This window comes from Micromonospora sp. NPDC005194 (genome assembly GCF_040608335.1).
GTDB lineage: Bacteria > Actinomycetota > Actinomycetes > Mycobacteriales > Micromonosporaceae > Micromonospora.
The window spans coordinates 129,743-142,020 of record NZ_JBEXIA010000015.1 but is presented as its reverse complement, the minus strand read 5'-3'; the positions used below and the strand labels follow the sequence as shown (position 1 = coordinate 142,020).

The 12,278-nt window shown below is 72.3% G+C and carries 11 protein-coding genes; 6 read left to right on the top strand and 5 right to left on the bottom strand.

Going from position 1 to position 12,278, the window contains the following annotated elements:
* Positions 1-469 precede the first annotated feature (469 nt).
* Positions 470-3,301, top strand: a complete 2,832-nt coding sequence (locus ABZU53_RS16010; protein ID WP_355066523.1) for a ricin-type beta-trefoil lectin domain protein — start codon at positions 470-472, stop codon at positions 3,299-3,301.
* Between the two features lie 87 nt (positions 3,302-3,388).
* Here ABZU53_RS16010 and ABZU53_RS16005 read toward each other — a convergent pair whose 3' ends face one another.
* Positions 3,389-3,775 carry a DUF2267 domain-containing protein gene (locus tag ABZU53_RS16005; RefSeq protein WP_354860673.1) on the bottom strand — a complete coding sequence of 129 codons (387 nt, stop codon included), beginning with the start codon at positions 3,773-3,775 and terminating at the stop codon, positions 3,389-3,391.
* A 179-nt stretch (positions 3,776-3,954) separates the two neighbouring features.
* Here ABZU53_RS16005 and ABZU53_RS16000 point away from each other — a divergent pair, with 179 nt between their 5' ends.
* The 3 genes from ABZU53_RS16000 (at position 3,955) to ABZU53_RS15990 (ending at position 5,297) form a co-directional block, all read left to right on the top strand.
* Positions 3,955-4,287, top strand: a complete 333-nt coding sequence (locus tag ABZU53_RS16000) for a nuclear transport factor 2 family protein (protein WP_354860672.1) — start codon at positions 3,955-3,957, stop codon at positions 4,285-4,287.
* A gap of 252 nt (positions 4,288-4,539) precedes the next feature.
* Positions 4,540-4,872 carry an STAS domain-containing protein gene (locus ABZU53_RS15995; RefSeq protein ID WP_355066522.1) on the top strand — a complete coding sequence of 111 codons (333 nt, stop codon included), beginning with the start codon at positions 4,540-4,542 and terminating at the stop codon, positions 4,870-4,872.
* A 29-nt stretch (positions 4,873-4,901) separates the two neighbouring features.
* Entirely contained in the window at positions 4,902-5,297 is a 396-nt protein-coding gene (locus tag ABZU53_RS15990) for an ATP-binding protein (protein ID WP_354860669.1), read from the top strand.
* 10 nt (positions 5,298-5,307) lie between these two features.
* Here ABZU53_RS15990 and ABZU53_RS15985 read toward each other — a convergent pair whose 3' ends face one another.
* The gene (locus ABZU53_RS15985) at positions 5,308-6,852 is read right to left on the bottom strand and encodes a SpoIIE family protein phosphatase (protein ID WP_355066521.1); all 1,545 of its coding nucleotides are present in this window, start codon (positions 6,850-6,852) and stop codon (positions 5,308-5,310) included.
* Positions 6,853-7,043: 191 nt separating this feature from the next.
* On the opposite strand from ABZU53_RS15985, the gene ABZU53_RS15980 reads away from it, so the two are divergent.
* Positions 7,044-7,421, top strand: a complete 378-nt coding sequence (locus ABZU53_RS15980) for a nuclear transport factor 2 family protein (protein WP_354860666.1) — start codon at positions 7,044-7,046, stop codon at positions 7,419-7,421.
* 24 nt (positions 7,422-7,445) lie between these two features.
* Here ABZU53_RS15980 and ABZU53_RS15975 read toward each other — a convergent pair whose 3' ends face one another.
* The 3 genes from ABZU53_RS15975 to ABZU53_RS15965 all read right to left on the bottom strand — a co-directional run bounded on the left by ABZU53_RS15975 (position 7,446) and on the right by ABZU53_RS15965 (position 11,105).
* Positions 7,446-7,916: a molybdenum cofactor biosysynthesis protein gene (locus ABZU53_RS15975; protein ID WP_354860665.1), complete on the bottom strand. Its 471-nt coding sequence runs from the start codon at positions 7,914-7,916 to the stop codon at positions 7,446-7,448.
* A gap of 101 nt (positions 7,917-8,017) precedes the next feature.
* On the bottom strand, positions 8,018-10,120 hold the full coding sequence (locus tag ABZU53_RS15970) for a PQQ-dependent sugar dehydrogenase (RefSeq protein ID WP_355066520.1): 2,103 nt from the start codon (positions 10,118-10,120) through the stop codon (positions 8,018-8,020).
* A gap of 37 nt (positions 10,121-10,157) precedes the next feature.
* Positions 10,158-11,105, bottom strand: coding sequence for a LamG-like jellyroll fold domain-containing protein (locus tag ABZU53_RS15965; protein WP_355066519.1), 948 nt, complete (start codon positions 11,103-11,105; stop codon positions 10,158-10,160).
* A 130-nt stretch (positions 11,106-11,235) separates the two neighbouring features.
* Between ABZU53_RS15965 and ABZU53_RS15960 the strand changes: the two genes are divergently transcribed.
* Entirely contained in the window at positions 11,236-12,270 is a 1,035-nt protein-coding gene (locus ABZU53_RS15960; protein ID WP_355066518.1) for a LacI family DNA-binding transcriptional regulator, read from the top strand.
* Positions 12,271-12,278: the final 8 nt, after the last annotated feature.

Below are 12,278 nucleotides of genomic sequence, written 5' to 3'. Positions count from 1 at the left end.
CCACCCGCCCGCGCGGCGCAGCGCCTCGGCCACGGGGCGCGGCCTCGCGTCCGCGCGGTGGAACGGACCGCCGGCCGGCTCGTCGCGGCCGCCGCTGAGGCGCACCGACGTGACCCCCCGGGCCGGGGCGCGGTCCGCCTTCTGTCCAGCAACGACCATCGGCGGCTGGGTGTACCGCCCGGAGCACCCACCCCCTGGCCGGGACCTGAAACGCCGTACGGCGCTGGCGCATTTCCGACATCCAGGGAGCAGTGCCGCGATCTTTCGCACGAACATCGGGAACTTTTGATGTATCGATGCAAAGGCATGGACAGCCCTATCGAAACCCCTTAATGTCTCGACCCATCAACCCGGTGTTTCCGGAGCGTCACTCGTCGGCGTCGAGGACGTTACGGACCGGGCCGGCGGCCACCGCCTCACCATCTCTGCACGCCGGCCGTCGGTCATTCCTATCCTCTGTGGAGGAACGATGGGCACACCGCTGCTGCGCCGATTCCGCAGTCCCGTCCTGGGCGCGCTCGCGCTCGTCCTCGCGGTCGGCTTCTGGGCCGACCCGGCCGACGCCGCCCCCGAGCAGGAACCGGGCGTCACTCTGCGCGTCTATGACGTCCAGGTGCCGCTCTCCGAGATCTGCACGCTCAAGCCCGCGCAGACCCCGAACGTGGACAAGCTGATGTCCACGATCAACTGGACGTCGCCGGCCGACTTCGGCTTCGACGACAACTTCGTCTCGCAGGTGCTCGGCAACATCACGATCACCCAGGCCGGGAGCTACACCTTCCGGCTCAGCAGCGACGACGGGTCCAAGCTGACGATCGACAACACCGTCGTGATCAACCACGACGGCCTGCACGGCGCCACCCCACCCAAGGAGGGCGCCGTCACCCTCGCCGCCGGGCTGCACCCACTGCGCATCGACCACTTCGAGCGCGCCGGTGGCCAGCAGATCACGTTGGAGTGGCGGACGCCCGGCTCGTCGTCCTTCGTGGTCGTACCGACCTCGGCGCTGAGCACCGACGCCGGAGTCGTACGGGTGACCGCACCGGGGCGCAAGGAGTGCGAGGGCGTCACCGACTCCCCTGGCGACGGGTTGCCGCTCACCGGCGTGCACCCCGGCTACACGCTCACGAACCTGCGCCCCTCGGGCTTCCAGCCGAAGGTCACCGGGATGGACTGGCTGGCCGACGGCCGGCTGGTCATCAGCACCTGGGGTGGCAGCGACCAGTCCGGCACCTCCCAGGACGGCGAGGTGTACATCATGGGCAACACCGGCGGCGCGACCGGTCCCGGGTCGGTGACCACCAAGAAGATCGCCGGCGGCCTCAAGGAGCCGATGGGGCTCAAGGTCGTCGACGGCGTGGTCTACGTGTCGGAGAAGCAGCGGCTCACCCGGCTCGTGGACACCACCGGAGACGAGGTGGCCGACCGCCTCGACACCGTCGCCACCTGGCCGTACGGCGGCAAGTTCCACGAGTTCGCGTTCGGTCTGCTCTACCAGGACGGTTCCTTCTACGTGAACCTGTCGGTGTCGATCGACTACGGCGGCGCGACCACGGTGCCGCAGCCCGCCGCCAACCGGGGAACCACCATCAAGGTCAACAAGGACACCGGTGCGGTCAGCTACATCGCCGGCGGCCTGCGGACGCCGCACGGCATCGGCTGGGGCCCGGAGGGCGGCATCTTCGTCACCGACAACCAGGGCGGCTGGCTGCCGTCGTCGAAGCTGGTGCACATCAAGCAGGGTCGCTTCTTCAACCACTACATGACCCCGGCGGGCCCGTTCGACGCCAACCCGGTCACCCCGCCGGTGCTCTGGATGCCGCAGAACGAGATCGCCAACTCCCCCAGCACGCCGCTCTACCTCACCACCGGGCGCTACGCCGGGCAGTTCGTGATCGGTGACGTCACCTACGGCGGCCTCCAGCGCGCGTCGGTGGAGAAGGTCAACGGCGAGTACCAGGGTGCGCTGTTCCGGCTCACCCAGGGTCTGGAGGCGGGCGTCTCCGAGGTCAACCTCGGTCCGGACGGCGCGATCTACGTCGGCGGGCTCGGCGCGGGCGGCAACTGGGGGCAGACCGGCAAGCTGACGTACGGGTTGCAGAAGCTCACCCCGAACAGCACCAGCACCTTCGAGATGCTGGCCATGCGGGCCACCACCGCCGGTTTCGAGGTGGAGTACACCCAGCCGGTCTCGGCGGAGACCGCCGCCAACCTGGCCGCCCACTACAAGGTCAAGCAGTGGCGGTACGAGCCGACGTCCAACTACGGCGGCCCGAAGATCGACGAGGAGACGTTGACCGTCAGCGGGGCCACCCTCTCGGCGGACGGCAGGAAGGTCAGCCTGACCGTCGACGGCCGCAAGGCCGGCCGGGTGGTCTACCTGCGGTCACCGCGCCCGTTCACCTCCACCAGCGGGCAGTCGTTGTGGAGCACCGAGGCGTGGTACACGCTCAACGCCATCCCGGGCGTCACCCCGCCGAGCGGCGGGACCAACCTGGCGCTCAACAAGCCGGCCACCGCGGACAGCTCCTGCTCGACGACCGAGGGGCCGGCCAAGGCCGTCAACGGCAGCGTCACCGGCGGAAACAGCGACAAGTGGTGCTCGAAGGGCACGTCGAAGTACCTCCAGGTGGACCTGGGGGGCAGCTACGCGGTGAACCGGGTGGTGGTCAAGCATGCCGGCGCCGGTGGTGAGGACACCGCCTGGAACACCCGGGACTTCACGATCGCGTCCAGCCCCGACGGCACGAGCTGGACCACCCGGGCCACGGTGACCGGCAACACGGCGAGCACCACGACGCACGACCTCACCGCGCCCGGTGCCCGTTACGTCCGGTTGGCCGTCACCACGCCGACCAGCACCAGCGACACCGCGGCGCGCATCTACGAGTTGGAGGTGTACGGCAGCGCCGCCAGCGGCGCGGGCAGCATCACCGGCATCGGCGGCAAGTGCCTGGACGTGGACAACGCCGGTACCGCCGACGGCACCAAGGTGCAGTTGTGGACCTGCAACGGCACGGGCGCGCAGTCGTGGAGCCGGTCCGGCGACACGTACCGGGCGCTGGGCAAGTGCCTCGACGTGGACAACGCCGGCACCGCCGACGGCACCAAGGTGCAGTTGTGGACCTGCAACGGCACCGGCTCGCAGGTGTGGCAACCGCAGTCCGACGGGTCGATCCGCAACCCGCAGTCGGGCAAGGTGTTGCAGGCCGCCGGGGGCGGCACCGCCGACGGCACCCAGATCCAGATCGGCACGTACGTCGGTGGCGCACACCAGAAGTGGGTGGTCACCGCCGGCTGACACCCGTCGGGGCGCGGTCTGGCCGGCCGGTCAGACCGCGCTCCGCGCCGACCGTCGGTCGGCCAGCCCGACGGGACACGGCTTCGGTCAGGGACCCTGCGGCAGGGGTTGGGCCAGTGCGCGCAGGTCCGCCGGGAGTTGGGACAGGGCGTCGGAGAACTCGCGGTGCCCGACCACCCGGTGCATGGTCTGCAGAACCGCCCGTACGCCCCGTTCGGCCCCGGGCCGGTCGGTCCCGGCGCGGTCGGCCACGCGGCGCAGGAACTCGTCGTACCCGAACGCTTCCGGCGGCTCGGCGGCCTTGACCAACAGTGGGCTCAGCTCGACGGCCAGGTGGGGAGCGAGCGCGGCGGCCTCGCCGCCGCTGAGGCGCTCGGTGAGCGTCCGCAGCACGGCCTCGGTCAGCGGGCGTGCCTGCGCGGGCGGGATGCCCGCCCGCGCCGCGACCTTGTCGACGAATCCCAGATCGGCCATGGTCCCGCCCTTTCCGTTGCCGAGACGCGTGGCTACCCCGGCCCACCGGCGGCAAACCCGGGCGCGACGAGGTCGCTTCTGTCGGTTGCCCCGCGCCCGGCCAGCCCCGTCTCGTACGGTGAGATCGGACCGGGTTCACGCCGGCCGCCCGGCGGCGGCCCGTGCCGCAGGAGGAGCAGATGGCGGTCGACCTGCCCGACGTGATCGACAGGTACTTCCGGGCCGTCCGCGACGGCGACCTCGACGCCTTGGTCGCCTGCTTCGCGGACACCGCGAGCGTGGCCGACGAGGACCGGTTGTACGAGGACCGGCCGTCGATCCGCTCCTGGGCGCAGCGGACGATGGCGGCCTCCTCGTACACCGCCGAACCGCTGCGGGTGACGCCCCAGGCGGGCGACTCGTACCTGGTCATCGCACGGGTGTCGGGGGAGTTTCCGGGCAGCCCGATCGAGCTGCGGTACCGGTTCACCCTGCGCGACGACCTGATCGGCGCCCTGGACATCCGCCCGTAGCGACCACGCGAGTCGCCCGCCAGGAGAGACGTCGTGCCACGGGTCCGTCGCGTTCGAGGCGACGCCCTGACCTCATCGAAGGGCGAATCGCCGACCCGCGCCCGACGCTCCGCGTCGCGTCGTCGGGCCTCGGAAGCGGACCGGAACGGCTTATGGTGATCACCCGCCGAACGGACGACGTGGTCGGTCGGCCGACGGATGACATGATGTGCCGACAACAGCTGACGCTACGAGGAAGGGTGCTGCTGTCTGATGGCGCACTTCGAGGCCCGCACGTCCACGACACCCGGGCGGATCGTGGTCACGTTGACGGGTGAGTGTGACCTGGCCGCCCAGGCTGAGCTGACGGCCGTGCTGTCCGCGGCGGTACGCGCCGCGCCGGTGGTGGTGGTCGACGTCGGCGAGCTGCGGTTCCTCGACTCCACCGGCCTGCACGGCCTGGTGACCGCCCATCAGGAGGCACGCGCGAACGGCCGACATCTGTACGCCGTGAACGCCGCCGGCCCGGTCGCGACAGTCCTCGACATCACCGGCATCGGCAACCTGCTGCGCCCACCCGCCGACGACTCGCGGCTGGCGGGCTGATGGCGGCCGACCGGCGGGAGACCCGCGGCGTGACCGAGCAGCCCTCGCCAGCCCTGCGGACGGACACCATGGCGTACGAGGTGGCGACCGACCTGCGGGCGCTGCGCGCGTTCGTCTGCTCCGGCGCCATCGCCCGGGGCCTGTCGGCCGAGCGGGTGGAGCTGCTGGCGCTGGCGGTCAGCGAGCTGGCCACGAACACGTTGCAGCACACCGCCGACGGTGGCCGCGTCCGGCTCTGGGCCGAGGGTGACCAGTTGTTCTGCGACGTCGTCGACCAGGGCCCGGCGCGGGCGTTCGGTCGGGCCATGCCGGCCGCCGACGCGGTACGGGGTCGCGGGCTGGCCATCGTCGAGCAGATCTGCGACGAGGTGGCCGTGCTGGCCGCCAGTGAGGGCACCGTGGTCCGGATCCGGCTGGCGCTGTGAGCGGGGCGGCTCAGGGCAGCACGCGCACGGCCAGGGTGCACGTGTCGTCGTCCGGGTTGGGATGGTTGAGCAGGTCACGCAGCCGGGCGAGGGGCTGCTCCCCCGGCGTCGCGGTGAGCGCCGAGAGGGTCGCGCGCACCTGCGGCAACCGGTCCTGCTCGGGCGCGCGTCGCTCGATGAGGCCGTCGGTGTAGAACAGCACGAGGTCGCCGGGGCTCAGGCGCGGGGAGAGCACCGGGTACACCGCGTCGTCACCGGCGCCCAGCAGCAGACCCGGGGGGCGGTCGAGCGGCTTGGTCTCGCCGGCGCGGGACAGCAGCGGCACCGTGTGCCCGGCGCGGCCCCAGCAGAGCACCCGGGTGGCCGGGTCGTACACCGCGACCACGGCGGTTCCGGTGATCGAGAGCTGCCCGCAGAGCCGGTTGAGGTGCCCCAGCAGCACCGACGGGTCCCGGATGCCGATCGACAGCCAGGCCACCAGGGCGAAGCGCAGGTGCGCCATTCCGCTCGCCGCGTCCAGCCCGTGACCGGTGACGTCGCCGACGGCGAGCACGACCTTTCCGTCCGGCAGGGACTGCGCGTGGTACCAGTCCCCGCCGACCCGCGCGGCGCTCTCGGCCGGCAGGTAGTTGACCACCGCCTCCATGCCGGCCAGCGGAAACGGGTCGCGGGGCACCGGCTGGATGAGGTTCTGCAACTGCCCGGCCAGCCGGTGCTCGGCGAGGGCGGTCATCTCCCGCGTCCGCAACTGGTCACTGAGTCGCTCGATGGCGGTCCGGGAGTCCACCCGGGCGGTCACGTCCTGCACCACAGCGTGGATCTTGAGCGGTGCGCCGTTCGCGTCGCGGGAGACGTCGGAGAGGATCCGCAGGTACCGGACCGCGCCCGCCGCCTGGAACCGGACCGTCACGTCCGAGGAGGCACCGCTGTCCAGCGTCTGCCACGCCGTCTCGCGCAGCATGTAGTCGTCGGGGAGCAGGGCGGCTGCCTGCTCGGCGCGCGACATCGGGCCGAGCGCCGGATCACGCTCGAAGATGCGGTACATCCCGGGTGACCACTGGCTGACCCCGCTGACCAGGTCGTACTCCGCCCAGCCGAGGTTGCCCAGCAGCTCGGTACGGTCCATCCGCCGGCGGTCCTCGTCGAGGCGCTGCCAGGACACCAGCAGGCCGCCGAGGACGCGGTGCACGTGGACGTCGAACAGCGAGTCGGCGACGACGCCGGTGCGTTTCTCCACGTACCGGAAGTCGGCCAGGCGGCCGGACGAACCGGTGGCGAGCACCTGCTGGTACAGCTGCCAGAGGGGTCCGCCGACCATGCTGGGGTACAGCTCGCTGAGCCGGGCGCCCACCCGGTCCACGCCCCGACCGTAGATGTCGTGGCTCTGGCCGCTGGTGGCCGCGATCCGGAAGTCGGCGACCGCCCGGTGGTCGTCGGGCACGGGCAACAGCCACGTACACCCGGCCGGGACGACCGCAAGGATCTCCCGGACGACCGCCTCGACCGGCCGCGTCGCTTCGGCGGCGTGCGCGCCGGGACCACCGTGGTCCGCCATGGCACGAAGCCTAGTCACCGACCGGCGAACGGCACACAGCCGGCGCATCGAGGTGGCATTCCGGCCGGGTGGGACCCACGGTGGGACGAGACGCGCCGCGGCGCCGATGCGCCCCCGTCGAGGCGTGCCGACTGCCACAATGCGGTCAGTCCGGACGGTGGCGTCGGACGGAGGAGACCAGGAGGACGGCCATGCCGGACAGCGAACGCGAGGCGGAGCTGCTCGACGCCGAACGCACCCTGCAGGCCGCGCAGCGCGCCGGTGACGTCGCGGCCCTCGATCAGTTGCTGGTCGACCAGCTCATCGCGATCGGCCCCGACGGCCGCCAGCACGGCAAGGCCGAGGACCTGGCCGCGCACCGGGACCGGACCTCGGTGATCGAGGAGCTGATCGAGGAGGAACTGGACCTGCTCGTCGTCGGACGGACCGGTGTGACGTTCTTTTTGGGCCGGGTGGCCGGGGTGTTCAACGGCGAGCCGTTCGCCGCGCGCCTGCGCTACACCCGGACCTGGATCCACGACGACCCGCACGGCTGGCGGATCCTCGCCGCACACATCAGCCCGGTCTGACCCGCCGGGCCGGGCTGTCCCGCTTCAGCTCACGGTGGCGTCGATCGGGCCGACGCGCAGCAGACCGTCGTTGAGCGGGGTGCAGCGGATGCCGCCCGTGGTGCGCAGCGCCTTCCAGGCGCCCGGACCGACCGTGACGTCCATCCAGGCGCACGGGCGGGCCGCCCGGTTCACCCGCAGGCTGACCGGGCCGTCGCCGGAGTCCAGGATCAGGACCCGGCCGATCAGCTCGTCCACGGCGATGCCGGCGGTGAGGATGTTGCGCCGGACCTGCGCCAGGCCGATGCCGGCCGGCAGGGACTCCTGGGCGATCACGGTCACGCTGGCGTCGCGGTGCGCCGGCTTGCCGAAGTAGCGGTCGCCGACGATGCCGAGGCCGGCGCGGAGCGCAACGGTGTCGACCAGCTCGCCGGGCGGGGCCGGCGCCGGGCCGTCGGAGGGCCGGCCCCGAAAGCGGTGCACGGGCGAGGCCAGCAACTCGACGATCTGCGGCATGGCACGGATTCTACGAACCGGACGTGCCCTGCGGGCCGGCTCGACCGACGGGGTGCAGCGCCGGGGACGACCGCACGAAAGGCCGCCGTCCCCGGCGGGTCTCAGGCCGGGGTGCCGGTGACGGTGAGGTTGCGCAGTCGGCCGACGTTGTCGAACGAGCCGAAGCCCACCCGCCCCGAGCCGAAGGTGGTGTCCTTCGCGGTCAGCAGCGGGTCCCGGTGCCCGTCGACGTAGACGGCGATCTCGCCGGTGGCCGGCAGGTGCACGAGGCGTACGCGGTGCCAGTCGGCGTCGGTGACCGCCGGGTTGGCGCCACGGGAGCGGCCGTTCCACTGGTGGTCGATGCGCTCCCGGTCGGCGTTGTTGACCTTGAAGATGCCGTTGTGCGGATAGATCGTGTTGTCGGTGGAGAGGTGGGCGTAGTAGAACTCGGTGTCCGAGCGCCAGCCGAAGACGATGATCACGTCGCGGTTGCTGACCTCCACCGGCGTGTCGAGTCGTACCCGAGCGTCGAGGAGGACCGACGACCACGCCGGGCCGGCGGTCAGCACGGCGTACTCGAAGGGCCGGCGCGGGCCCGGCCGGCTCTCGCCGGCCTCGGCGAGGATGACCTGGTCGCGGGTGAACTGCCACTTCGCGGGCGTCACCGGCGCCCAGTTCGCGGCGCCCGAGGTGTGGCGCAGCGTGGTGTCGCCGACGTCGCCGCTGGCGAACTCCCTCGTGCCGGTCACCTTCCAGATCGTGCCGTTGGCCTTGGCGACGAGGTACAGCTCGCCGGCGGCGTCGGTGCCGAAGCGCAGGTCGACCCGGTTGGGGTCGCCGGGGGCGCCCGGTCCGGAGAGGTCCCGCATCCGCACCGGGCCACCCGCGGCGTCGAAGAGCGCGAGCTGGTGGATCGGTGCGAGGCCGTGACCGCGGCGCATCTCGTTCGCCTCGGTGTAGAGCACCCGGCCGTCGACGAGGTCGCCGAAGACGTACTTGCCGCGTAGCGCGGGCACCGCGTGCCCGCGGTAGACGAACCCGCCGGCCACCGCGACGCCGACGTCCGCGGTGCAGTTCCAGTCCGCGGCGGGGTCGTGGTCGTACGCGGCGACGGGGTACGTGTAGCCGTAGCGCTCATCGTCGGCGGGCAGCGGGAACAGCCGGTCGCAGGGGTTGGTGGCCGCCTTGTCGAAGACGAAGGAGCCCTCGCGCTCGCTCCAGCCGAAGTTGTCGCCGGCGCGGACCTCGTAGATCGCCTCGATGGCGTGCTCACCGATGTGCCCGAGGTACATCCGGCCGGTCGCCCGGTCCCAGCTGAACCGGTGCGGGTCGCGGAAGCCCACGGCGTAGATCTCGCCGAGCGCGCCGGCCTGCCCGACGAACGGGTTGTCGGCGGGAATGCCGTACCGGCCGTTGGCCGAGTTGGCGCCTCGCGGGTCGATGCGCAGCAGCTTGCCGTGCGGCAGGCCCAGGTTCTGCGGGTCGGTGTTGCGGACGCCCAGGCCGCCGTCGCCGACGGCGAGGTACAGCAGGCCGTAGTCGCGGTCGTGGCGCTTGGCCGTCGGGTTGAAGTTGATCTCCTGGATGCCGTGCACCTGCCCGCCGAAGCCGATGCGCAGCACCTCCCGGCGGGTGCCGGCGAAGGTGTCGGCGGCCGGGTCGGTGGCCGTCCACTCGGTGATGACGCCGTGGTAGATCGTCCCGGCCTGGGCGTAGTCCGGTGCCGTGGTCGCCGCCGACGCCAGCTCGGTGTGGATGGTGTAGAACCGGCCGTTGACGCCGAACTCGGGGTGGAAGGCGACGTATCCGAAGCCCTGGCCGAGCCCTCGGCCGGAGAAGAACCGGGGCGCGAACGTCGCCGCCACGTCGAGGTAGACATGCGGCACGCCGTTCTCGACCAGGTAGAGGTTGCCGTTCAGGTCGGGCACCGCGCGCCGGCCGGAGCCGTCGGGCAGCTCCATGATGGTGTTGATCCGGGCGGTCCGCATGAGCCGTTGGTCCGTCGGCGCGGGGGTCGGGTACGACTGCGGGAAGCGGGCGTACTCGCTCAGGACCAACCCGAGGCGGGACTGGATCGGCATCTCGGGGATCGGGTCGTAGACCGCGCCGGCGGCTCGGGCGGGGCCCGCGACCAGGGTGGACAGCACCACCACGAGGGCGGTGAGGCCGGCCGTCAGCGCGGACCGGCGGACGCGGCCGGGGCGGCGGTGGAGGATGCGCACGCGTGTCTCCTTCTCGGTGGGACGGTGCCGAGGGTGGTCAGCGGGCCATGCGGTCGTACTGCCTGCGCACGTCGCGCGCGGAGACCACGCTGTCGAGGAACAGCAGGCCGTCCATGCGGCAGTCGCAGGGGTTGCGCTCCAGCGTGTCCTGCGGGAAGCTCCCGCCGATCTTGATGCCCCGGGGGTCGGAGGCGGTGGTCACGTGCGGGCCGGGCCCCGACACGAGCCACGGGTCGTCGGTGCGGGTGTAGAAGCCGTCGACCGGTTCGCCGTTGCGATAGAGGGCCAGCGCGCCGGTGCCGAAGTCGAAGGTGGCGGCGAGGTGCACCCACTCCCCCACCGGCAGCAGGTCCCGCCAGTCCCGATTCGCGGCGAAGGTCTGCGAGTTGCCACCGTCGAGGCGGCGGCCGAGCGCGACGAGGCGCAGTTCGCCGTCGACGTCGATCAGCTCCAGCAGGGCCCGGACGCCGTGGCCGTCGGAGTCGCCGGTGAGCAGGCCGGCCAGCCCTATCGCGTTGTACCGGTCGTTCGGGTCGGCGTTGGTGGAGTTGAGCGCCGGGCTGTCCATGTTCAGCTTGAACCAGCCCATGATGGTGGTGCCGCCGGTGGCGCTGAAGGCGCGCAGCGTCCGCACCCCGCTGGCCGACCACGTTCCGGCCTTCCAGTCGTCGTTGCCGGTGGTCGCCGGGTCGACCTGCCGGGTCTGCACCGCGTTGCCGCTGCCCCGGTAGGCGTGGTCGGGCACCCGCATCGCCGCACCGCCGTTGATCAGCTCGATCTCGGTGCCGGAACGGCCCTGGTCACGCTCCAGGGCCGGGTCGCCCGGCACCGGGTGGTCGAAGTCGTACGCGGCGACGAGGTGCGCTCGCAGAGCCGGGTGGACGTCGTGCGCGGTGCTGCGGTCCGCCTGGGCCGGCGGCCCGCCGACGCCGGTCAGCACGCCGACCACCAGGAGCGAGACGGCGACGATTCGGGCTCTGGACATCGTTCACCTCGTTTCGCGGCACGCCGGTGCCCGCTACGTAAGCGCTTACGTAAGCGCTTACGTACCCTAGGCTTCGTCGAACGTCACTGGCAATAGATCCGGTGACATGGATGTTTTCGGGGAGTCGCGGATGCCCAGGGCTGGCCAGCGGCCGCGCCTCGTGGAGGTGGCCGAACGTGCGGGTGTCTCACTGGCGACCGCCTCCCGGGCCCTCGCCGGCCGCGAGGGGGTCAGCACCGAGGTGGCCGACCGGATCCGGCGGGTCGCCCACGAGCTGGGCTACGTCGCCAACCCGTACGCCCGCACCCTGGCCGGGGGCGCCCGGTCCACCGTCGGGCTGATCGTCCACCAGGTCGACGACCCCTACTTCTCCGAGATCGCCGCCGGGGTCATCCAGCTCGCCGCCGAGCAGGGGCTGCTGGTGCAGATCTGCCAGTCCGGCCGGGACCCGGGCTACGAGCTGCAACAGCTGCGCCACCTCATCGCCCAGCGGGTCGGCATCATCCTGATCAGCGGCTCCGGGTACGACGACCCGCGGGTCGAGGCCGAGGCCCGCGCCGAGCTGGCGGCGTTCCAGGACCACGGCGGCCGGGTCGCCGCCATCGGCCGACACGCGCTCGGCGTCGACGCCGTCCTGCCGGACAACGAGGCCGGCGGCCGCGCGCTCGCTGCGCACCTGATGGACCTCGGCCACCACCGCATCGCGGTCGCCGCCGGCAGCGCCGGCCTCACCACGGTCGCCGACCGGCTCGCCGGCGTGACGTCCGCGCTGCGGCAGCGTGGGCTGCGCCCCGCCGACCTGACGGTCGTGCACGGGGACTTCACCCGCGGCGGCGGACGGGCCGCCACCGAGCAGATCCTCAACGAGCACCCGGAGACCACGGCGATCATCGCGCTGAACGACGCCATGGCGATCGGCGTCCTCTCGACGCTGCGGTCGCGCCGCGTGCCGGTGCCCGCGCGGATCTCCGTCGTCGGCTTCGACGACGTCTCCGTCGCCGCCGACCTCGCGCCCAGCCTCACCACCATCCGGCTGCCGATGACCGAGATGGGCCGCACGGCGCTCACCCTCGCCCTCAAGCCCCGCTCGGCGCGTCCCCGCCGCCGCGCCACCGGCCACCTGCTGGTCGTCCGCGACTCGACCGGCCCCGCCCCGACGACCTGACCGGCGGC

Excerpts from the sequence above, each read along its gene's own strand:
- ABZU53_RS15960 (WP_355066518.1), top strand. The coding sequence starts at position 11,236 with ATGCCCAGGGCTGGCCAGCGGCCGCGCCTCGTGGAGGTGGCCGAACGT.
- ABZU53_RS15975 (WP_354860665.1), bottom strand. The coding sequence starts at position 7,916 with ATGCCGCAGATCGTCGAGTTGCTGGCCTCGCCCGTGCACCGCTTTCGG.
- ABZU53_RS16005 (WP_354860673.1), bottom strand. The coding sequence starts at position 3,775 with ATGGCCGATCTGGGATTCGTCGACAAGGTCGCGGCGCGGGCGGGCATC.
- ABZU53_RS16000 (WP_354860672.1), top strand. The coding sequence starts at position 3,955 with ATGGCGGTCGACCTGCCCGACGTGATCGACAGGTACTTCCGGGCCGTC.
- ABZU53_RS15995 (WP_355066522.1), top strand. The coding sequence starts at position 4,540 with ATGGCGCACTTCGAGGCCCGCACGTCCACGACACCCGGGCGGATCGTG.
- ABZU53_RS15985 (WP_355066521.1), bottom strand. The coding sequence starts at position 6,852 with ATGGCGGACCACGGTGGTCCCGGCGCGCACGCCGCCGAAGCGACGCGG.
- ABZU53_RS15980 (WP_354860666.1), top strand. The coding sequence starts at position 7,044 with ATGCCGGACAGCGAACGCGAGGCGGAGCTGCTCGACGCCGAACGCACC.
- ABZU53_RS15965 (WP_355066519.1), bottom strand. The coding sequence starts at position 11,105 with ATGTCCAGAGCCCGAATCGTCGCCGTCTCGCTCCTGGTGGTCGGCGTG.
- ABZU53_RS16010 (WP_355066523.1), top strand. The coding sequence starts at position 470 with ATGGGCACACCGCTGCTGCGCCGATTCCGCAGTCCCGTCCTGGGCGCG.